The sequence below is a fragment of the Mucilaginibacter defluvii genome, from assembly GCF_039543225.1.
Classification (GTDB): domain Bacteria; phylum Bacteroidota; class Bacteroidia; order Sphingobacteriales; family Sphingobacteriaceae; genus Mucilaginibacter; species Mucilaginibacter defluvii.
Map to the genome: position 1 here is coordinate 210215 of NZ_BAABJI010000001.1, position 21203 is coordinate 231417.

Here is a 21203-nt window from a genome sequence, read left to right on the forward strand (position 1 = left end):
GGGACTGCAAAAGTAGTGTTATTTATCTATAATTAAAAATATATTTTATAAAGAAATAAAATAAACAATTTATTATTTTAAGCCATTAACAATGGCCGGAGCAAGTAGGCCTACCCACTCACCATACATTTTGGCAGAAGGATGCAGCCCATCATTAGCGATAAGTTCAGCATCATTGGCGGCTTTGCGCGATATAGGTGTGATTTCGATATATTTTACACCCGATTTTTCGGCTTCCTGCTTATTGATAACATTATAAGCGTCAATTTCCCGGGCTATTTTTTCCTCGTCTGAATTTTGTGCATAAGGGGTAACGCCGTAATCAGGTATCGAGAGTACAAATACGTGCGCTTTGTTATTGTTGGCGTAGCTTATGGCTGTATTTAACAGCGCTTTAAATTCGGTACGGTAAGTATCAATATAATAACCACGGTATTGATTATTGACGCCGATAAGCAGGGTAACAATGTCAAACTTTCCGGCAGGAGCTTGTTGTTTAATAGCGCTGATCAACTCATCGGTCGTCCAGCCGGTACGGGCAATAATCTGCGGTTCTTTCAGCGTTATACCATAATTTTTTAGCGAGGTTACCAGTTGGTGCGGAAAGTTTTTATCCGCGTCAACCGCTTCGCCTATGGTGTACGAGTCGCCAAGGGCCAGGTAGCTCAGGGTTTTACCTGAGGTATCAGTCGGTATGTTCTTCACAGGATTGGTCACTTCTTTATCAGGCTGGCTCTTGCCACATGCGGCAATGCTTAGCAGTGTTAAAATAATTGCAAATATCTTCATATTATCTCCATACCAAAAAGTACGGAAATATGCTTTTGAAGGATTTGTTTCACCTGATTTAAATCAACTTGTTCGCCCAGTTCCTGCTGCATACTGGTGACGGCCTTGTCATCAATACCGCAGGGTACAATGTTTTTAAAGTAATCAAGTTGCGCGTTAACGTTAAAGGCCAGGCCATGCATGGTTACCCAGCGGCTGCAACGCACGCCCATAGCGCATATCTTGCGGGCTTTATCATTGTCGGCATCAAGCCAAACACCGGTGTAGCCGGGGTAGCGATCTCCCTTAAGGCCAAACTCGGCCATGGTGAGTATAACCGCTTCCTCAAGGGTGCGCAGGTAAAGGTGTATGTCGGTAAAAAAGTTATCCAGGTCAAGTATCGGGTAACATACTATCTGGCCGGGGCCATGGTAGGTAATATCTCCGCCACGGTTGATGGGGTAGTATGATGCCTGTTTTTCTTTAAGCTGTTGTTCGTTCAACAACAAATGCTCCGGCTTGCCGCTTTTACCCAGCGTGTAAACATGTGGATGTTCGCAAAAAACAAGGTAGTTGTTGGTTAATTTTTCTTCCTGATAGCCATCGCCTGCCGCCGCCATACGGTTGCGTAGTTCCATTTTAAGGTTTACGGTTTCGGCAAAAAGTGTTTCCTGTCTGTCCCAGGCTTTCTTGTAATCAATCAAGCCCCAATCCTGTAAAATAACTTTTTTATTCTTCATTGCCTGTCCTGTATAACATAACCTACCATGTAATCCTCATATTGCTGATAGCCTACCTGGTAATCAATATTTACGTCGCCTTTGTTTAGTTGCGCGTTAACCACGCCGTGCCCCTCAAAACTGAACGGCTCCAACAAAATATTATCTAAAAACGAAACGGTTTTTTGTCCGTAACATTTATATACGGCCTCTTTAGCGCACCAGCAAACATACAACTCCTCAATTTTGCGGGCTTCGCTGATAAAATCCAGTTCTTCGGGCCGCATAAACTTGTGGGCAATACGCTCAACCTTTTGCTTTACCTGTTCAATATCAATACCCACCTGGTATTTGCGGCTTATCATTACGGCGGCATAATCAAACGAGTGGCTGAACGATATGTAGTAAGGGTGATTTACCAGGTAAGGTTTTCCGTGCACATCAACCTTACAGTCTATATACTCATCAGTACTGAGCATGGTGCGCAGCAGTACACGCGTACCCAGCCAGTGCAGGTGCCGCTTACTGTTGCCAAGGCTATCAAAAACTGCCTTTTCATCATCTTTTAATTGCAGCTTAACGTACAGTTCATCTGCCGCTTCCTCTATTTTCCAGAGGGCGAATTCAGTGTCATCATCAATACGTTGCCGGTAAGCTATGGCCATAAATGTAAAGGTGCAATTTGCAAGGCAAAATTATATCAAATAATTATCATTTAACAGCCTAAAAACTTTCGCAAAAAATGGCTATAGGTGTAACATTCTCGTTCAGGATTCCGTCATAGCTTACAAACACTATCACAATTTATACAATGAAAAAGTTATACACAGCCGTATCGTGCCTGCTGTTACTTGCCGCAACCGAGGCCTGCTGCAAACAACAATTGGGCGATAAGGTAGCTATCGGTAAAAAAGCAATACACCAATCGCCACGTGCGAACGCGCACATCAGCAAACCGCGATAATTTTTTGATATTATGCCGTTTGGCTAATTAATTTTATTTTAGCCGGGTAACACACCCTGTCATGATATTATCAGATAAACGCATTCTCGAAGAAATTGATAATGGTAACATTATTATTGAACCCTTTAAACGCGAATGCCTGGGTACCAACTCGTACGATGTACATCTGGGTAAGCATTTAGCTACTTATAAGGACAGGGTACTTGATGCGAAAGTGCATAACGAAATTGTGCATTTTGAAATCCCAAAAGAAGGCTTTGTGCTGCAGCCCAACACGCTCTACCTGGGCGTAACAATGGAGTATACCGAAACGCATCGCCATGTGCCTTTCCTCGAAGGTAAATCAAGCACCGGCCGTTTGGGTATTGATATACATGCCACTGCCGGTAAGGGTGATGTAGGTTTTTGCAACACCTGGACGCTTGAGATATCTTGCGCGCAGCCGGTGCGTATATACGCCGGAATGCCGATAGGCCAGTTGATCTATTTTGTGGTTGAAGGTGAAATTGAAACCCTATACAACTCAAAAGGCAATGCCAAATATAACAACCCAACTACCCGCCCGGTTGAAAGCATGATGTGGAAGAATAAGTTCTAAATTCATCTGCGCAAACACCTCTGCTGCAACATTTTTAATGTAACTGGTACTTCATATTGTTTTTGTGTATTTTAACCGCACAATTTAAACCTATGAAAATTAAACCGGTTATCCTTTCACTCCTTGTTACGTGTTCACTTTGTTTTGGATTTGCTCTGGATGATGATCCGATTGCGAAAATTATACAAAACTTGGAAGAGTGGCTGGAAAAACGTCCGCAGGAAAAAGTATATCTCCATTTAGATAAACCTTATTATGCCGTAGGCGATACCTTGTGGTACAAAGCCTATGTAACGGTTGGAGAGGAGCACCGTTTATCGGCACTTAGCGGCATACTAAATGTGGAGCTCATCAACGATAAGGACAGTGTGCGCCGCCGCGAAAGAATATCATTGAATAGTGGCCTGGGCTGGGGCGAATTTGTATTGTCAGACAGTTTGCTGGAAAGCGGCAGCTACCGTATACGCGCCTATACCAACTGGATGCGTAATGCCGGCGAATCGTATTTCTTTGATAAAACGATAACCATTGGCAACGCTATGTCAAATAAGGTTTTCACCAATACAACCTATTCATATAGCACAACCAGCGGGCAGCAGCGCGTAAATGCTGTTATCAACTATAGGGAATTTGATGGCAGTCCTTTTGCCAACCGCGAAGTGGCTTACCGCGCAGAAGCGGGCGGGCGCGTACTGGCCAAAGGCAAAGGTACTACTGATGGCGAGGGTAACTTAAAAATAAGTTTTGAACCCAAACTTACCGGTCCTTTAAAAGCGGGTAACCTCGTGACTACTATTACTATCGATAATAAGGAAAAGATCACGAAAAGTATCCCGCTCAAAGCTGTTTCTGATGCGGTTGACGTGCAGTTTTTTCCGGAAAGCGGTTACCTGGTTAGCAGCCTTACTTCGAAGGTTGCTTTCAAAGCTACCGGAGCCGATGGATTGGGCAAGGATGTTAAAGGCGTTGTTAAGGATGCACAAGGAAACACCGTAGCTAACTTTGCAGCGGAGCGTTTGGGCATGGGCGCCTTTACATTTACACCCGCTGCCGGCAAAACGTATAAAGCAACGATTACCTTTGCTGATGGATCAACCAAAGATGTACCGCTGCCTGATGCGCGACCATCGGGTTATGTACTGAGCATTAACAATAGTAACCCGGCGGTGCTGGTGTTCAAAATAACATCGGCGCGCGTTACGGAACAAAACCTGATATTTATTGTACAATCGGGCGGTAAGGTGCGTTATGCTGCCAAGCCTAAAGGTGCTGATACCGCCTTTACAGCGGTGATACCCAAAACCCGCCTTACATCAGGCATTACGCAATTTACACTGTTTTCAGGAACCGGGGAGCCGCTTAACGAGCGTTTGGCATTTATCCAAAAGGCAGATGATCTCAAAATAAAAGTCACCTCGTCAAAAGAGGCTTACGCTACCCGCGAGAAAATAACTTTAAATATCGACGGGCGCTTTTCAGCAGACAGCGCCGGGGTGAGCAACCTGTCTATGTCTGTGATCGATGAATCAAAGGTGAAAGTTGACGAGGATGAAGAGAACTCCATTTTTGCCAATATGTTACTTACAAGCGATTTAAAAGGTTATGTAGAAAAGCCTAATTACTATTTTCATGACGTGAGCGATAAAACCCGTGCAGACCTTGACCTGCTGATGCTTACCCAGGGATACAGCCGCTTTGAGTGGAAGCAGATTTTAGCGGGTAACTATGGGCCGATGATTTACAAGCCCGAGCAAACCATAGATGTTGCCGGAACGGTTACGCAAAGTAAAAAGCCGGTTGCAGGCGCAAAGGTAATGTTGTTCAATAACACCGGCGGGCGCTTATTTATGATAGATACCGTGGCGGATGCTAACGGCCGGTTTATGTTTAAAGGATTGGTGTTCACCGATAGCCTGAAATTTATGGTGCAGGCCCGTACACCTAAAGGCAAAAAGTATGTTGACGTAGCGCTGGATGAAAATGCTACCCGCCAGGGCGTTACTATCAATAAAAATAAGGGTGATGTTTCCATAAATAACGATGGCGATATGATGGGTTACCTGCGCCAAAGTACAGCGTATTTTAATGAGAAAGTAAAGTATGGTATGGCAACGCGTAACAACATGCTTGCCGAAGTAAAGATCACCTCACGCAAGGAGCCGGTGGTTAAGCATTCATCAAACCTTAACGGAGCCGGCAATGCCGACCAGGTGCTAACCGCTAAGGATCTGCAGGCCTGCTCAACGCTTGAGCAGTGTTTGCAAGGTAGGCTGGTTGGCGTAATGTTCAGGAATGGTATACCGTATAGTACCCGTGGCGATGGCCAGATGACGGTGCTGGTTGACGGCATGGAGCAGGGAGAGGATGCATTGCGCAATGTTACACCTTTTGATGTGGAGACCATTGAAGTGCTGCGGTCTGGCAGTAAAACGGCAATTTATGGCTTCAGGGGCGGTAATGGCCTTATATTGATCACAACTAAGCGCGGCGATGGTGGAATAAAATCATCGTACGTTGGCAACCCGCCGGGTGTGATTATGTATACGCCGCTGGGTTATTATGTAGCGCGTACCTTTTATTCGCCAAGGTATGATGTGCCGTCGAAAAACAGCAGTATGGCCGATATGCGCAGCACCGTTTATTGGAACCCCAACATTTATTGCGATGGTAAAAAAACTACCGAGGTGAGTTATTTTAATGCCGATGGTAAAGGAACGTACCGTGTAATGGTTGAAGGTATTGATGATGCGGGCCATATAGGCAGACAGGTTTATCTCTATAAAGTGCAATAACATACAGCGTTTGCCATTTTTTGAGTAAATTTGCGTCCATTATGCCAACAGAAGTACAGGAACAAACGTTCACACTCGAGGAGTTACTGGCCGGAATTAAAGAGGTGCACCGCCTTATTTTGTGGAACGATGACGTGAATACCTTTGACCACGTGATCTATTGCATGATGAAGTATCTCGACTACTCAGAGTCACAGGCCGAAAAAATTGCCTGGAAAGTACATAACGAAGGTAAGTGCGCCGTTTTAGAAGGCTCGTTTACCGAGATGGAGATCTACCGGAAAATATTGCAGCAGGAAGGCCTAACGGTTACTGTTGAATAAATAAATATGATAAAAAGCGAAAGCCCCGAACATTGTTCAGGGCTTTCGCTTTTATAAGTAGCTGTAGGGTTATACAACATAGTTCCACCCGTAAGTATCTTCAGCACGGCCGTAACGGATATCATCCAGCGTTTTTAGTACTTTTTGGGAGAATTCGCGGGTTAACGGATCGCTCAGGGTAAATTCCTCGCCATTGTAGTTGATTGAACCAACCGGGGCAATGGTAGCGGCGGTACCGGCGCCAAAGGCATCAGTAAGGGTGCCGTTTTTAGCGGCATCAATAATCTCGGCAACTGCCACTTTACGCTCCTCAACCGGTATGCCCCAGGCTTGCGCCAGTTTAATAACCGTATCGCGCGTAACACCTTTTAATATGGTATCTCCGGTGCTTGGCGTTACCAGTTTGCCATCCAAAATGAACATGGCATTGGCCGCGCCCATTTCTTCGATGTATTCGTGGTTACTGCCGTCAGTCCAGATGATCTGGTCAAAACCTTCCTCAACGGCCTTTTTAGCTGGCATCATGGAGCTGGCATAATTGCCGGCAGCCTTGGCAAAGCCCATACCGCCTTGCGCGGCACGTGTATAGTGCGACTCGATCTTAACCCTTAACGGTTTTGAAAAGTACGGACCAACCGGGCCGGTAAGCACCATGTATTTATATGTTGTTGATGCCTGCACGCCCAGGTAAGGGTCGGTAGCGAACATAAACGGGCGAATGTAAAGCGCGTGGTTGGCTTTGGTAGGTATCCAGCCGCGATCAATATCAACCAGGGCGGCAATGCTTTGTACAAAAATATCCTCGGGGATGGTTGGCATACAAAGGCGTTCGGCTGAGCGGTTAAAGCGCTCCGCATTTTTTTCGGGGCGGAAGATAACTACTTTGCCATCCTCGTGTTTGTACGCCTTAATACCTTCAAAAAAAGCCTGGCCGTAGTGTAAAGCGGAAATTGCCGGACTCAATGAAATGTCACCATAAGGAAGTATCTGAAAGTTCTTCCACTCCCCATCGGCATAATCGACCATCAACATGTGGTCAGAGAATGTTTTTCCGAAGGGCAGGTTGTCAAAATCAGTTTCCTGCAAACGCGGCTGCGTTGTTTTGGTGATCTGTATATCCAAAGTCTCAGTCATGGCTGTAAAAAATTTATTCCGGTATGCAAGTTATGAATTTTATTCTTTTTTAAGCGGAAGCAATGGTCAAATCATTGTCAGGGTAATAATCACTCGCCCCGCAGCGCATGCTCAACCCAGGCTTTTCCCCAGTTGTCCATTTCCTCATCCGTCCACATTGTTGGAAAGAAAATGCGTTTTTGAAAACGCGGCGGCAGGTATTTTTGCCAGTTGGTGCCGCCTGTAGCGCTGATTTCCTCGGGCTCGCGGTGCAGGTAACGCACGGCAGATTTATAGTGCGATAACGGCCAGTTAATGTTCACATTCACATCAAATCGGCGTAGTTCGTGCTTTAGCGCGTCGGTTAATTGACCTTGTTGCTGTAGTTGCAGCGCAAGGGTATAAAAGTTGGATGTAGCCGTATTTTGTGCCAGTTCGATAAAGGTTTTGGCATATTTCTTCTCAAACTGTTTCAGCGTGAGCGTTTTTTTGCCAGTGGCCAGTTCAGTAGCGCCAAACCGCCAGTAAATGTGCTCAAATAGCTCCTCAAACGGCGCGTGGGCCAGTTCGTCGCGCTTGTCCTTAGCTACCAGGTTAATGAAATTGGTGGCGTAGATCTCGATCATGCGGTACTGGCCCGACTGGAAACCACTGGCCGGCAGCAGCGACATCCTGAATTTCAGGAATTGCTCCTTCTCCATACCATCAACCATAATAGTGAATGAGTGGGTAAGCGCCTCAAAGTAATTGTTGATACGTCTTAGCCTCGCGGTAAAAAACTCGGCAGTTAGTTCAGCTCCCTTTTCGCTGATCTGCCGGCACTCATGTAACGACAGCTTAAAATACAGTTCCGTGATCTGGTGATACATGATAAATATCTCCTCATCCGGAAAAGGAGTTTTAGGGCTTTGCAGGCTAAGCAGCGTATCCAGGTGAATGTAATCCCAATAGGTTAAAAAGTCGGCATACAGCAGGCCGTCAAGGTAGGAGGTCATGTCCTGGCCCATGGCTTCATATTTTTCCTGAAGCAGGGTAAGCCGCTTTTCTATTTCGGGAGAGATCATGCCTCAAAATTATAAAAACTTACCAACGGAAAGTGGTGTTTGCGAATACAAGTTTTTATAGCATGTTTGTATATACAACAAGGCAATGGTGTTCTGCCTATTTAAACCGCTTTAAAAAGCTAATGACGCCTACCAACAAATAAGTTTTATTCATTTATTTGCAAGTAGGTTATGTTTAAAAATCTTTTCTCCGGGCACCTTTCAACACTTAAATATATTTTGCGCTGGTCGCTGATCACCATACCCGTTTCGGTAGCGATAGGCTCCATGGTCGCTTTGTTTTTGTGGCTGTTAAACTGGGCCATACATTACCGCTTTGCGCACACCTGGCTGCTGTACCTGCTGCCGGTTGCCGGTGTGGGCATCCATTTTTTGTATAAACTTTACGGCGCATCTGCCGAGCGCGGCAACAACCTGGTGATTGATGAGATACATGAGCCGGGTGCCGGAATGCCTAAGCGTATGGCACCGCTTATTTTGCTTACCACGGTAATTACCCACTTGTTTGGCGGCTCTGCCGGGCGCGAGGGTACTGCCGTGCAAATTGGCGGCAGCATAGCCAATTTGTTTGCAGGTTGGTTTAAGCTGGAAAGTGCAGACAGGCAAGTAATATTAACCACCGGTATTGCAGCCGGGTTTGGGGCGGTATTTGGTACACCGTTAACAGGTGCGGTTTTTGCACTGGAGGTTTTAACCATCGGCCGCATCAGGTACAACGCTTTGTTGCCCTGCTTAATAGCCGGTATGTTTGGCGATCTTACCGTATCCGCCTGGGGGCTGCATCATACACAATATCACATTGATGTAGTTGCTGCCGGTCAGCAATTTTACGGGCATCACATCCACCTAAATTTGCTGCTGTTGCTCAAGGTAGTGGTGGCGGCGGTTTGTTTTGGTTTGGTAGCTTATTTGTTTTCATTTACCGTACACCAGGTTAAAATCATCGCAATAAAAGGCATAAAGAAAAGCTGGCTGATACCGGCCTGCGGCGGCGCTATTATCATAGCGCTTACGCTGCTCTTAGGTAAGCCCGATTACCTGGGTTTAGGTGTTGATGCTGAATACCCCGGCGCGGTAACCATTGTATCAGCCTTCCACCAGGGCGGTGCTGATGCGTTAAGTTGGTTTTGGAAACTGATCTATACCTGCATCGCCTTAGGTACAGGTTTTAAGGGCGGCGAGGTTACACCTTTGTTTTACATAGGCGCTACATTGGGTAACACCCTGGCCTTTCTGCTTGACGCGCCGGTTAGCTTGTTTGCCGCGCTTGGCTTTATAGCCGTTTTTGCCGGAGCTACCAATACTCCGCTTGCCTGTACCATAATGGGTATTGAGTTGTTTGGCAGCGAACATGCCCTGCTGTTTGCTGTGGCTTGCTTTGTGGCCTATTATTTCAGCGGCCCGTCGGGTATCTATGCATCGCAAAAACAGGCCGGCACAAAAACAGACAGCCAATAATTATAGCGGCACAAAACACTTTTGCATTTGTTGGTTGTTATTAAGATAACTAACCCGAAAAGCTATGCAGATCAAAAAAATCATCATCGGAATTGACGACAGCAAATATGCCGTGCACGCGGCCAAATATGGTTTTGATATGGCTCGTAAGTTTGATGCTGCCGTTGGCGTGGTAAATATTATTGAACCTGTTGTTACGCCGATGGACACAACGGATAATTTATTGGGTGTGCCGCTGGCCAATGTGGGCGGTCCGGAAGAGATAGACCTCATCAGATCGCAGGCGGATAGTTCTGAAAATTTGATTCGCCGCACCGTTGATGCCATGGCAGATGAGGTGCAGGTAACCTACTTTAGCGAATACGGCTCAACTACAGACGGCATACTGCAATGCGCCAAAGAATTTAATGCCGACCTGATTGTTGTTGGTACCCACAAACGCTCCGGCCTCGACAGGTTGTTAATGGGCGATGTAACCGAAGGCATCGTACGCCGTGCTACCGTACCCGTGCTCGTAGTACCGTTTGAGGAGGTAAATTAAGTTCATAGTTGATGGTTCATAGTTCATAGCAGAAGAACGTACGGCTCACTATGAGCAGTTTAGTTCGGAGCCAAATTCTTACTATGAACTATCAACTATGAACTATGAACCATCAACTATGATCTATGAACCTCTCTAATAAAGCAACCTGAATTTTATTGTCTGCTCAATCGCTTTCAGTTCATTTAACACCTGCGGATCGTAGCCGGTATTCACATCGGTAATAACATAACCTATTTGTGCATTGGTTACCAGAAACTCGCCTACTATGTTGATGTTGTGGCGGGCGAATACATCGTTTATTTTGGCCAATATGCCCGGTACGTTCTTGTGAATGTGTATCAGCCTGTGGGCGTTGTTAACACGCGGCGGCTGCAAATCCGGAAAGTTGCAACTGGTATGCGTTTTACCTTCGTTCATAAAAGCGATCACCCGTTTTGGGATAAAATCATCGTTGCGCGGGTTATGCTTGGGGTCGTCAAATATGATGATACCGTTATCGCAGGCGACTTCGGCCAATTTGCGGCTTTGTACCTTGCCAAAAATGCCGATCACTTTCAGTCTGCCTGCATTTTGCAACTGCTCCGGCGTGGGCTGGGTATCCTCACTGCAAAGCAGCACGCCGGCCTCGTGCAGGTAATCGTCCTCAATAGTATCCTTATGACGAATGTTGTAGCCTTCTTTTTTTAATTGAGCTAATGCCTCTTCATCAACGTTGCCTACAACCAAACATTTTATCCTGTTTTTAGGGTACGATATTGCGCGCGGCAGTTTGTTGATGTATAAAAACTCATCAAAGCTCGGGGTAATATGGTCGGCCTTTTCAGCTACCGATTTACGTTCGATGTTCTCGGTAAAGGCAAAGAACTTTTTGATCAGGCCTGATTCCTTTAGCTGGAAGTCAGAATAACCATCGCCGATGCCGTAAATATCGCCGGGCAGGTTAAGCTGTTTAAGCAATATCACTTTGCCACCTTCTTTAGATAGGGGATTTTCCCTGTCGTACCCAATGATGTTACCCTCTTCATCAAACACAAAGGTATTGGCGTAAATATTTTCCTTTTTGATGTGATACTCGGTAACTACCGGCGTAATAAATTCCTTAAAGCCGCCCGACACGATCAGCACACCATCCGAATGGTTTTTAAAGAACACGGTATTGCGCGAAAAAGAACGGGAAACCTTCTTTTTAAGATGGCTTACCAATAGTTTAAGATGATCGCGGTTGGCTTGCAGCAATTGTACACGGCGTTGCAGGCTCTCGCTGAAGGATAGCTTGCCTTCCATGGCCAGGTTGGTCAATCCCTCAATCTGCTCGTAGATGCTTTCCCTGTCCGGATGCGATTTCAGCGATATGCGGGCAAGTTCGTCAAGGGCTTCCACCTGGGTAAAGGTGCTGTCAAAATCTATGATGAAGTAGTCCATTTGTTACTTTAAGGAAAGCGCAAATGTGCAATTTTTACGAGTTACTTCATAGTGTTAATGCTACAATAAGCATATTTAAATGCTTAAGTATGATATTGAAATTCAGGTAAAACGTTATACCAATACCAGCATTTTATTATCTTCGCAAGGTATAAAAGCTGCTATTCGTTCAGGCGTTGCGGACGACGCTTTTCGGGTGGAAGCGTCTGATATTTTTTGTACGAATCGTTGATATAGATCGTCAGTGATTGCTGGTCGTTGTTTTTAATGTCATCGTATTTCGGGCGGTACAACGTCATGAAGTTCTCCAGGTCCTCACCCTTTAACGGAACTACCGAGCTTACAAACTTGGGGTTGAAAGCACGGTCAATCTCCCGTTCCTGCACCTCGCGCTTAAAGTATTTTTTTAAGCGGCGCGCATTGCGTCCCTCGCGGCTAAACCAGCTTGAAGGCGACAGTGGGTATACCTTGCTTTTTTCATACACTTCAGGATATTCGGCCTCCGGGTCAAAAGCCTTGCGGGTGCCTGATATGTTTACCGTGTTCAGGCGTATTCCCTGCGGTGTTAAGCGTATTTTTTTAGGCGAAAGGTCGGTAATGTAAACGGTGTCCGCCGTATAGGTAGGCGCGCTGAAAACCACCAGGTGGCCCGATGCCGCCGTTATTTCAAAGTTACCGTTCTTGTCGGTAAGGGTCATTTGCTTGTTGGTCAGGTCGTGAACAAAAACCTCAGGTAAGCGTGTGTTGCCGCTGCCTTCGTAAACGGTGCCTTTCAGTTTATTTTGGGCGTTCACTGTGATAGTAGCAAGAATAAGTATCAGCGTAGCGGCAATAGGTTGCAGTTTCATAGTTATAGTAGTTACCTTGTAAATATAACCTGTTTACCGCTTATTGGTTTGTTATTTAACGTTTTTAACAGTTAGGTGATGTAGTCGGAAATTACATCAGCCACAATTTTACATTACACCTACCGGCTAATTACCACATCTGCACATTTACCCTTATCTTTGCATCCATATTAATTTGACTTACATAAAATTATGCTTAAAGGATTTTTCAACGTCCCTAAGCCGCAGAACGAGCCTGTATTAAATTACGCTCCTGGCAGTGCTGAGCGTGCTTCGTTAGAAGCCGCGCTTAATGAGGCACGCGCTGTTGTGGCCGACATACCCATGTACATTGGTGCCCAGGAAGTACGCACCGGCAAAACTCTTGAACTGCGCCCGCCGCATGATCATCAACACCTGCTGGCCAGGTTTCACGAAGGTGACGCGAGCCATGTAACCGCAGCCATTGATGCCGCCCTGGCCGCCAAAGCCGATTGGGAAGACCTGGCCTGGGAGCAACGTGCCGCCATATTTCTGAAAGCTGCTGACCTGATATCCGGTCCGTACCGTGCTAAAATAAACGCGGCTACCATGCTGGGTCAGTCAAAAAATGCTTACCAGGCGGAGATTGACGCTGCCTGCGAATTTGCCGACTTTTTGCGCTTCAACGTAGAGTACATGACGGAAATCTATAGCCAGCAGCCCCCGGTATCGCCTAAAGGTATCTGGAACAGGGTAGAACAACGCCCGCTGGAAGGTTTCGTGTTCGCCTTAACGCCGTTTAACTTTACCGCCATTGCCGGTAACCTGCCTGCCAGTGCCGCCATGATGGGTAACGTAGTGGTTTGGAAACCTGCTTATCCGCAAATTTTCGCGGCCAACGTTATTATGCAGATATTTATTGAAGCTGGCCTGCCTGCCGGTGTTGTTAACCTGATTTATGTTGATGGCCCCGTTGCAGGTGAGGTGATCTTTAATCACCCTGATTTCGCGGGTATACACTTTACCGGTTCAACCGGCGTGTTCCAAAACATCTGGCAAACTATTGGTGCCAACATCCACAAATACAAAACTTACCCGCGCATAGTTGGCGAAACCGGCGGTAAGGATTTTGTGCTTGCCCACCCAAGCGCTAATGCCGAGGTAGTAAGCACCGCCTTAGTACGTGGCGCGTTTGAGTACCAGGGGCAAAAATGTTCAGCTGCTTCACGCGCTTACATTCCTGCCTCATTATGGCCTGCGGTAAAAGAGAATGTGCAGCGCGACCTGGCCTCTATTAAAGTTGGCCCGGTTGAAGATTTCAGCAACTTTGTGAACGCGGTTATTACCGAGGTATCATTTGATAAACTGGCCAAATACATTGATGCCGCCAAGGCTGACGAAAATGTTGAGCTGATTGCAGGTGGCGGTCATGATAAATCAAACGGCTGGTTTATTGAGCCAACCGTAATCCGTGTTAACGATCCGCATTATGTAACTATGTGCGAGGAATTATTTGGTCCGGTACTTACCGTTTATGTGTACGAGGATGATAAGTTTGAAGAAACTATGGATATCCTTGATAAAACATCTATTTACGCGCTTACAGGTTCCATCATAGCACAGGACAGGTATGCCATTGCACGGGCAACACAGCGCCTGCGTAACGCTGCCGGTAACTTTTATATTAACGATAAACCGACCGGCGCCGTAGTTGGCCAGCAGCCATTTGGTGGTGCCCGTGGTTCAGGTACTAATGATAAGGCCGGTTCAATGATCAACCTGCTGCGCTGGGTATCTCCACGCACTATCAAGGAAACTTTTGATTCGCCAAAGGATTACCGTTATCCGTTCTTAGGATAATCGGCTTCGTGATAAATAAAAAAACTCCCTTGCCATGCGGTAAGGGAGTTTTTTTATGCCTGGATGCAGTCGGCTTATTTTTTCAGCTTTAGTTTCGAGATAATATATTCGCTCACCTTTTTACCCTGAATAGCGCCCTGGTCGACACTGTTTCTGTAGTGTATCCCACCATAAAAACGACTGATCGAAGCCTCATCTGCCGCCTGTACAAATGATTTAAAATCGCGTTTCATGCCGATGTAGCGCAAATCGCTGGTATCCTGAAAGGCAAAGTTATCCCCAAACAAATGTGTAAGCATAACCGCTGCCGCACGTGTAATGGTGCTGTGTCCGCTCGGATATTCCGGGAAGGGCGGGGTTTGCAGGCACGGAGTCCATTCGGCATCTATCTTATCATTAATTACCGTAACGGGACGTACATAATTAGTTTCATACTTGGTATTCCAGCAGCAAATAAAGGCATCATACATGCCTATCGAAGTCAGGGCGTATGCTTGCGCTGTTTTTACAGCGTTGGCTTTGTTTTTTTTGCAGGCAATGGCGGTTATGCCTATCCAGTGGCCGCCGGGTGTTATCTTTTTGTTGGCAAAGGTCATGTGTCCGGCATGTTCCAACACAAACGGATTATCATCCCAATAACGGGCAATATCCTTTTGCTCATCGGTCAGCTTCTTACTTGTCTCGTATACCTCTACATTCTGTTTAAAATAAGCGCTGTTCTTATCCTCACTATATGGTGGCGGCGGAGGGATGCTTACACGGTCAGATGAATCAAGCACAAAAGTTTTCATCGTTCCCCAGCAATATTCTACACCGTCCAGGTAATCGGGTGCGGTAGGGCGCCATTTACCCGGAGCCTGGCTGCCCAAAAATTTAGGTTTGCCACGGGTTTGCAAGTAATTGTCCTTCACCAAACGTTTAATAATCACCTTAGCCACGGTATCGCCAAAGGCGATGGAACGCGCATAGGTCGAGTCGTCCATTGTGCTTTTAAAGCGATTATGTAAGCCTTCTTCGTACGCCTTTAACGAGTCGACAGAAAAAGTAACCTTACGCGCCACACTAAAAAAAGCCCGCGTGGCAGCCAGGGTAAAGTTGTAAGTTTTGCCCTTGTCCGGTTCAGGCATTTTACCAAACCCTTGTAGTTGTTCGGTTAATGACAGGTAATCAGGCTGTTCAAAACGTATAGCCTCATACGACGCCAGCGAGGCATAAGCATAGATACGACTGGCTACCGGTGGTGTGAATACATCATAAATAATCAGTTGCGTTAATTTATCCTCATTTTGATGCACAATGTCGGCATCGTCAATTTTTTTGGAAGATGCCTTTTTATCCTGCCGGCAGGCATAAAGGAAAGTAGCGGCAAATAATAAGATGGTAAGGGTTTTACTGATCTTCATAGTATATATTATTTCAAGGCGATGCTTCGGCTTTGACCTTTGTTATTGGTTACGGTAACGGCTGATACATTTTTGCCCAGGGTTAAAAACCTGCCCGATTGCGAAAGGAACGATGAGCCATAATAAAACTCTTGCTTTTGCTGTTTGCCATCCTGGTAGCTGATCTTAGCGCTCCTGTCATCCGGTTTAATAGCTATGTTGCGTACAGGTTTGTTCAATTGCAATACCTGCAATTTGCCGCGGTGCTGGGTGGAAGCAATTAAATAACCGCCTTTGCTGTTTTGTAGTTTGGCAAGCGCCTTACCATTCCCCGGCAGATAAATACCGCTTTGCATAATGGAGAGAGGGGTAAAGTTGCCTTTGCCATCGCCTTTTAAAAGGAGTCCGTTAAGCGCGTCGTAACGCCCGGTTGAAACCTCGGTGCCATAATTATTGCCATTGATAACCACATCGAGGTTGCCATCGCCGTCAAAATCATCAGCCACCATGCCGTTAAGCACTGATATTTGTGCCATTTGCGGCAACGGAATAATGGTGAATTTGCCATTGCCATCATTGCGCAAATAGCACGATTGCATGGTGTTGGCGCTTAATTTAATGGCACTTTCGCGCTGTTCGGGCGTAAGTAACTCGTCCATAGTCGCGGTGGCGAAAGAGCGGTAATTGGTATATCTTTTTTTAAAGCTGATATTTTGCTTGAGCAGGTCATCACGGCCTACAGCAGGGTATTCCCGTTTTACACCGTTCGAGTCTGGGAAATAAATAGATGGTATTACCCCGAAACTGCCGTTCTTATCAAAATCCTTCGCGATAACAGATACCGGGTATTTTTCGCTGGCCTGGTAAATGGTATTGGTACCGCCGTTGCCCACAATGTAGTCCATACGGCCGGTGTGCCTGAAATCGCCGGCTACAATGGTATTCCACCAGCCGGTTCTATTTTCAATGCCCGATGATGCGGTTACATTTTCAAACTTGCCGCCTTTGTTAGCCAAAAAAGTTACCGGCATAAATTCACCGGCCAATATCAGGTCGGGTTTGTTGTCGTTATTAAAATCGCTGAACAGCGCATCGCAAACCATGCCGATGTTGAGCAGGGCAGGGGCTACTTCTTTGGTAACATCTGTAAATTTAACCTGCCCGTTCTGGCTGTCGTTCCTCAATATAAAGCTCGATACCGGTTTAGGATAATTCCACGGCGATACCCGGCCGGAAACAAACAGGTCGGGCTTGCCATCCTGGTTATAGTCGCAAGCACGAACACATAGCTTGCTGGTAGTATTCGCAGGCAGGGCATTGTTAGCAAGTGTAAAATTGCTTTTGCCATCGTTTACATAAAATCTATCCTGGTAAGCGACGCTTTCGGGCCCTTCATGGTAGCCGCCGCTGCTGGCGTAAAGGTCAAGGTCGCCATCGCCGTCGGCATCAAACAACAACAAGCCTTCGTCCTTATAGTTGCTTTTCATATCAGCGGTTTGCTTGCTGAAGGCCTGCTGTATAAATTTTCCGTTGGCTTGTTGTAAAAGTATCTGAGCAGGGTTGTACAGACTGCCACCGATAATCATATCCTCAATGCCGTTTCCGTCAACATCACCCACCGCCAGCGCCGGACTATACTCCGAAAACTTATGCGGCAATAATTTCTGGATATTAAAGTCGATAAAATCCATATCCTGATTTACATACTTTATGCCGAGCGAATCTGTAACTTCATTAAACAGCGGCTGCACGGTTTGTTTGTAACCCCAGGTGAAGGGTTGTTTCGCATTAGATTGTTTTACAGTTAATTTAGCATCGGCCTTAACACTAACCAGTTTTTGGCATTTGTTGATGCCCGGCCATTTAATAATAACCGAATCTACTTTAGCTACTTTCCCTAAGCCAAAGTGCGCGGTACCTTCAAGGCTTGATACATAACCACGGTAAGGCGTATTTTCATAAACCTGCGTTTTGCCATGATCGTAATAGATTTCTGCCGTGGCACCCAGGCCGTTTACATTAAACTTATCGCCCACAAAGCTGATCTTTAGGTAATGCTGATTGGCCAGCTTTTCCTTATCATCCCTTGAGGTATTACGGTATACCGATGCTTCGTCATTAATATTGTTTATCACCACATCCAGGTCGCCATCGTTATCCAGATCAGCATAAACGCCGCCGCTCGAAAAGTTTTTTACCTCAAATCCCCAGTCCTTGCTTACATCCTGAAAGGTTAGATCGCCGTTGTTCAGGTAAGCGTAATTGTGCAGTTTGATCTGCGGTATCTGGGCCAATATTTCCTTTTTAGATGCTACAGAATAGGCACGCTGGCGGTAGGCCATGAAATCATGGTCGGATACATCCTTGGGGAAACCGTTGGTGATAATCACATCGCGGTAGCCGTCATTATTATAATCGGCTACAAGCGGTGTCCAGCTCCAGTCTGTTTGTGCAATGCCGCTTAAAAAACCGATCTCGGCAAATGCAGGAGCCCCGGGCTTTCCGTTCACTATCCGCGGCCCCTGGTTCAATTGCAGGGTGTTGCGCACGTACTGGTATTGCGTAGTATAATTATCAAAGTTTTGATAGGTTTGATACATGTTGGGCCCGAGCATCATCTTTTTACGATAGTTATCCTCTGGGTTCATGTCCAGTTCTATTACATCGGGCAGTCCATCATTATTAATGTCGATCACATCCTGACCCATGGCGTTATAAGCGGTATGCTTAAAATATTCCATCGAACGGTCGGTAAATGTGCCGTCGTGATTGTTGATGAACAGGATATTGCTGGATATAAAGTCATTAGATACATAAATGTCCTTCCAGCCATCGTTGTTAATATCAACGGTTGATGCGCCATGCCCGTAGCCGTCGCGCGTAACACCTGCTTGTACCGTTATATCAGTATATACCGGGTGTTTAAACTTATCGTTCCAATCGTTTCGGTATAAGCGGCCTGATTTACGGTCGGGCTGGTAAAAATCCTTGCCGAATATGCTGGGGTTATAGGTAGCGGTAGCATTATTTACGGTGAGGTACATATCCAGGTCGCCATCGTTATCGTAATCAAAAAAGCTGGCCATGGCTGACTGCTCGCTCATATTTAAACCGTATTCAGCCGCCATCTCCTTAAAGCGCGGAACACCATCGGTAGTTTTGCCCTGATTAACGTATAGTAAATTGGTGCGTAACTTAGGGTTGGCCAAAATAGCGCTGCAAACATACAGGTCGAGCCATCCGTCGTTATTGATATCGATAACGGCCACGCCGCGCCCCCAGTGGCCAGCACCATCAACGTTAGCGGTTTTGGTAACGTCTTCAAACTTAAGATCGCCGCGGTTGAGGTACAGTTTATTGGCTACCATGTTGCCGGTAAAATAAATATCGGGCAGCCCATCATTATTAAAATCGCCGATACCTACGCCACCGCCGTTATATACGTTTACCACATCCATCGGGTTAATGGAGTCAGTCTCGATAATATCGTTACGAAAATGTATGCCGGTATGGTCGGATGACATATCCTCAAAAAGCGTATCAGGCTTTTGGCAGGCACAAAACAGCAGCAGCAATACCGCTAAAAGCGAGTTGTAAAGTTTAATCATGCACGTTTATAATTAGGACAGGCGGCCTGGCGGCTACCTCTTCAAAATTAAAAGGTATTTTTAAATAAGCAAGTGGTTATTAAGCCAAAAGAGGCCCCTCTTTTATGGAGAGCGGCCTCTTTTGTATTAAGGTTTTCGGCTATTAATAACCTGGGTTTTGCGTTAGATTTTGGTTTAAACCTATTTCATACTGCGGTATAGGATATAACTCACGGCCTGTTGGGATAGTAACATTATAAACTTCCTGTATGAAAGCGGTTGCAACACCAGCCCTGCGCAAATTATAAAAGGTTGAGTATTCGCCCGAAAGCTCATGGCGATATTCATGGTAAACCATTTGCAATGGGTCTGTAATAGTTTTGCCTTCGCTAATGAAGGTAGCAGGCGCGCTGCCGCCAAATGCCCTGTCACGCACACGTTTTAACGTGGTAAGGCCTCCTGCTGCATCGCCGGTACGTATCTGGCACTCTGCCTTGCTCAATAATACTTCGGCATAACGTAATAATATCTGGTTTTGAGCGCCAAAGATTGTACCATCGCCTGAGTTACCGTTAAGTGTTGGGTCGCGCCACATCTTTTCGTTATAATAACCGCTACGCAGCTGTGTATTATCAGAACCCACCCACGGGCGGGCTATTGTACCGCAGGTGTTAATAATTTTGCCGTCAGTGCCGGTATATTTTAGTTTTGTTGCTGCATCGGTGCTGTTAAAGCCTGCAATAACCAGCGGGTATGATTTTATACCGCCGCGTGCTTTAATGCCAGGACTTGGGTTTTCGTCACCTGGGCCAATCACCGTGGCTACTTTACGCAGGTCACCAGCCTGGAAACCATCATATAAGCCTTTGTTAGCATAATCATAACCAAAGTTTGATACCTCTTCAGGCATACCAAATGAACCTATCCAAGCAACCTCGTTACTTCCGCCCCAGCTTTGGGTACCTGCTACTATAAACTGAACCTCGAAAAGCGATTCGGCGTTGTTTTCCTTATCATATTCATGCACGTCAATAAAGTTTGGCAGCAGTGAATATTTTCCTTCAATCTGGTTAAAGCTTGCAAGCGCTTCGCTATACTTTTTAAGCCACATTTGGGCGCCGCCCAGGTAACCTAAGGCAGCGCCTTTTGTTGCGCGGCCCAATTCACTGGCCTCATACTCTTCACGCCATGGTAGTAGATTAACTGCTTGCTTTAAATCGCTTTCAACTTGTGCAAAAACCTCGTCCTGGCTGCTGCGCGGGCGTAAACCATCATTAACGCCGGTGGTTAGTTCTAACGGTACGCCGCCAAAACTTGCTGCCAGATAATAGTAGGTCATACCGCGTAAGAAGTAAATTTCGCCGGTTAAACGGTTAGCAAGCGCCTCCGTTAAAATGCCATTATCTTTCATCTTGGCGATGATTGGCAGAGCCGAATTTGCGCGGGCTATACCAATGTATGCGCGTTGCCAAAATACCTGTATAGCGCCAAAGGTAGCCGGTATGGAGTAGGTGTTGTAAAAACGGTCGTTACCCCAGTTAAAAAAGTCGTGCGTTTGAAAGTTGGCATAATACCAGAGTGATTTTTTCATCAAATCAGCATTCTGGTAAGTATCGTAAATTGCGTTTACTAAGGCTATACCATCTGCCGGTTTATCAAATAACGACTGCTCGGTAGGATTAGATGAATCCCGCTGATCGAGGAAACCTTTCTGGCAGCTCAGGGGCAGCATCACTGCAAAAGCTGCCGAAACTGTGTAAATATATCTTTTGATTTTTATAGTCATTTTCATCTTGAAGC

Annotated in this window: 17 protein-coding genes and 1 riboswitch; of the genes, 7 read left to right on the forward strand and 10 right to left on the reverse strand. The window is 46.0% G+C overall.

From position 1 onward, the window contains the following. Positions 1–72 precede the first annotated feature (72 nt). From ABD960_RS00910 to ABD960_RS00920, 3 genes are read right to left on the reverse strand one after another with little or no spacing between them, the layout of a single operon-like run. Positions 73–789, reverse strand: a complete 717-nt coding sequence (locus tag ABD960_RS00910) for an SGNH/GDSL hydrolase family protein (protein ID WP_345328949.1) — start codon at positions 787–789, stop codon at positions 73–75. Then, on the reverse strand, positions 786–1508 hold the full coding sequence (gene lipB, locus ABD960_RS00915) for a lipoyl(octanoyl) transferase LipB (protein WP_345328950.1): 723 nt from the start codon (positions 1506–1508) through the stop codon (positions 786–788). The genes ABD960_RS00910 and lipB overlap by 4 nt, the downstream gene beginning before the upstream one ends. Next, the gene (locus ABD960_RS00920) at positions 1505–2152 is read right to left on the reverse strand and encodes a 4'-phosphopantetheinyl transferase family protein (protein ID WP_345328951.1); all 648 of its coding nucleotides are present in this window, start codon (positions 2150–2152) and stop codon (positions 1505–1507) included. The genes lipB and ABD960_RS00920 overlap by 4 nt, the downstream gene beginning before the upstream one ends. A gap of 146 nt (positions 2153–2298) precedes the next feature. Between ABD960_RS00920 and ABD960_RS00925 the strand changes: the two genes are divergently transcribed. The 4 genes from ABD960_RS00925 (at position 2299) to ABD960_RS00940 (ending at position 6164) form a co-directional block, all read left to right on the forward strand. After that, complete coding sequence (locus ABD960_RS00925) at positions 2299–2451, forward strand: hypothetical protein (protein WP_345328952.1); 153 nt, start codon at positions 2299–2301, stop codon at positions 2449–2451. A gap of 61 nt (positions 2452–2512) precedes the next feature. Then, positions 2513–3049: a dCTP deaminase gene (gene dcd / locus ABD960_RS00930; RefSeq protein ID WP_345328953.1), complete on the forward strand. Its 537-nt coding sequence runs from the start codon at positions 2513–2515 to the stop codon at positions 3047–3049. 92 nt (positions 3050–3141) lie between these two features. Continuing rightward, positions 3142–5841 carry a carboxypeptidase-like regulatory domain-containing protein gene (locus ABD960_RS00935; protein WP_345328954.1) on the forward strand — a complete coding sequence of 900 codons (2700 nt, stop codon included), beginning with the start codon at positions 3142–3144 and terminating at the stop codon, positions 5839–5841. Positions 5842–5882: 41 nt separating this feature from the next. After that, on the forward strand, positions 5883–6164 hold the full coding sequence (locus ABD960_RS00940) for an ATP-dependent Clp protease adaptor ClpS (RefSeq protein WP_345328955.1): 282 nt from the start codon (positions 5883–5885) through the stop codon (positions 6162–6164). 69 nt (positions 6165–6233) lie between these two features. On the opposite strand, the gene ABD960_RS00945 is transcribed toward ABD960_RS00940, so the two are convergent. Together ABD960_RS00945 and ABD960_RS00950 are read right to left on the reverse strand one after the other, a co-directional pair. Then, positions 6234–7298 (reverse strand): branched-chain amino acid aminotransferase, encoded by a 1065-nt coding sequence (locus ABD960_RS00945; protein WP_345328956.1) that lies wholly within the window; start codon positions 7296–7298, stop codon positions 6234–6236. 89 nt (positions 7299–7387) lie between these two features. Then, positions 7388–8341, reverse strand: a complete 954-nt coding sequence (locus ABD960_RS00950) for a tryptophan 2,3-dioxygenase family protein (protein WP_345328957.1) — start codon at positions 8339–8341, stop codon at positions 7388–7390. Between the two features lie 72 nt (positions 8342–8413). Then, positions 8414–8480: riboswitch (Fluoride riboswitch) on the forward strand. Between the two features lie 32 nt (positions 8481–8512). Here ABD960_RS00950 and ABD960_RS00955 point away from each other — a divergent pair. Together ABD960_RS00955 and ABD960_RS00960 are read left to right on the forward strand one after the other, a co-directional pair. Beyond that, entirely contained in the window at positions 8513–9799 is a 1287-nt protein-coding gene (locus ABD960_RS00955; protein WP_345328958.1) for a voltage-gated chloride channel family protein, read from the forward strand. Positions 9800–9863: 64 nt separating this feature from the next. Beyond that, positions 9864–10340: a universal stress protein gene (locus tag ABD960_RS00960; protein ID WP_345328959.1), complete on the forward strand. Its 477-nt coding sequence runs from the start codon at positions 9864–9866 to the stop codon at positions 10338–10340. 135 nt (positions 10341–10475) lie between these two features. Here ABD960_RS00960 and ABD960_RS00965 read toward each other — a convergent pair whose 3' ends face one another. Continuing rightward, complete coding sequence (locus tag ABD960_RS00965) at positions 10476–11765, reverse strand: HAD-IB family phosphatase (protein WP_345328960.1); 1290 nt, start codon at positions 11763–11765, stop codon at positions 10476–10478. A 161-nt stretch (positions 11766–11926) separates the two neighbouring features. Further along, on the reverse strand, positions 11927–12613 hold the full coding sequence (locus ABD960_RS00970; RefSeq protein WP_345328961.1) for a peptidase associated/transthyretin-like domain-containing protein: 687 nt from the start codon (positions 12611–12613) through the stop codon (positions 11927–11929). 192 nt (positions 12614–12805) lie between these two features. Here ABD960_RS00970 and pruA point away from each other — a divergent pair, with 192 nt between their 5' ends. Further along, complete coding sequence (gene pruA / locus ABD960_RS00975) at positions 12806–14434, forward strand: L-glutamate gamma-semialdehyde dehydrogenase (RefSeq protein WP_345328962.1); 1629 nt, start codon at positions 12806–12808, stop codon at positions 14432–14434. A 74-nt stretch (positions 14435–14508) separates the two neighbouring features. Here pruA and ABD960_RS00980 read toward each other — a convergent pair whose 3' ends face one another. From ABD960_RS00980 to ABD960_RS00990, 3 genes are all read right to left on the reverse strand, one after another. After that, positions 14509–15837: a vanadium-dependent haloperoxidase gene (locus ABD960_RS00980; protein ID WP_345328963.1), complete on the reverse strand. Its 1329-nt coding sequence runs from the start codon at positions 15835–15837 to the stop codon at positions 14509–14511. Positions 15838–15845: 8 nt separating this feature from the next. Next, positions 15846–19424 carry a VCBS repeat-containing protein gene (locus ABD960_RS00985; protein ID WP_345328964.1) on the reverse strand — a complete coding sequence of 1193 codons (3579 nt, stop codon included), beginning with the start codon at positions 19422–19424 and terminating at the stop codon, positions 15846–15848. A gap of 142 nt (positions 19425–19566) precedes the next feature. Next, positions 19567–21189, reverse strand: coding sequence for a RagB/SusD family nutrient uptake outer membrane protein (locus ABD960_RS00990; protein ID WP_345328965.1), 1623 nt, complete (start codon positions 21187–21189; stop codon positions 19567–19569). Positions 21190–21203 lie beyond the last annotated feature (14 nt).

Coding starts and splice junctions, on each gene's coding strand:
- pruA (WP_345328962.1), top strand. CDS start 12,806: ATGCTTAAAGGATTTTTCAACGTCCCTAAGCCGCAGAACGAGCCTGTA.
- ABD960_RS00925 (WP_345328952.1), top strand. CDS start 2,299: ATGAAAAAGTTATACACAGCCGTATCGTGCCTGCTGTTACTTGCCGCA.
- lipB (WP_345328950.1), bottom strand. CDS start 1,508: ATGAAGAATAAAAAAGTTATTTTACAGGATTGGGGCTTGATTGATTAC.
- ABD960_RS00910 (WP_345328949.1), bottom strand. CDS start 789: ATGAAGATATTTGCAATTATTTTAACACTGCTAAGCATTGCCGCATGT.
- ABD960_RS00980 (WP_345328963.1), bottom strand. CDS start 15,837: ATGAAGATCAGTAAAACCCTTACCATCTTATTATTTGCCGCTACTTTC.
- ABD960_RS00935 (WP_345328954.1), top strand. CDS start 3,142: ATGAAAATTAAACCGGTTATCCTTTCACTCCTTGTTACGTGTTCACTT.
- ABD960_RS00990 (WP_345328965.1), bottom strand. CDS start 21,189: ATGACTATAAAAATCAAAAGATATATTTACACAGTTTCGGCAGCTTTT.
- ABD960_RS00970 (WP_345328961.1), bottom strand. CDS start 12,613: ATGAAACTGCAACCTATTGCCGCTACGCTGATACTTATTCTTGCTACT.
- dcd (WP_345328953.1), top strand. CDS start 2,513: ATGATATTATCAGATAAACGCATTCTCGAAGAAATTGATAATGGTAAC.
- ABD960_RS00955 (WP_345328958.1), top strand. CDS start 8,513: ATGTTTAAAAATCTTTTCTCCGGGCACCTTTCAACACTTAAATATATT.
- ABD960_RS00940 (WP_345328955.1), top strand. CDS start 5,883: ATGCCAACAGAAGTACAGGAACAAACGTTCACACTCGAGGAGTTACTG.
- ABD960_RS00960 (WP_345328959.1), top strand. CDS start 9,864: ATGCAGATCAAAAAAATCATCATCGGAATTGACGACAGCAAATATGCC.
- ABD960_RS00945 (WP_345328956.1), bottom strand. CDS start 7,298: ATGACTGAGACTTTGGATATACAGATCACCAAAACAACGCAGCCGCGT.
- ABD960_RS00920 (WP_345328951.1), bottom strand. CDS start 2,152: ATGGCCATAGCTTACCGGCAACGTATTGATGATGACACTGAATTCGCC.
- ABD960_RS00985 (WP_345328964.1), bottom strand. CDS start 19,424: ATGATTAAACTTTACAACTCGCTTTTAGCGGTATTGCTGCTGCTGTTT.
- ABD960_RS00950 (WP_345328957.1), bottom strand. CDS start 8,341: ATGATCTCTCCCGAAATAGAAAAGCGGCTTACCCTGCTTCAGGAAAAA.
- ABD960_RS00965 (WP_345328960.1), bottom strand. CDS start 11,765: ATGGACTACTTCATCATAGATTTTGACAGCACCTTTACCCAGGTGGAA.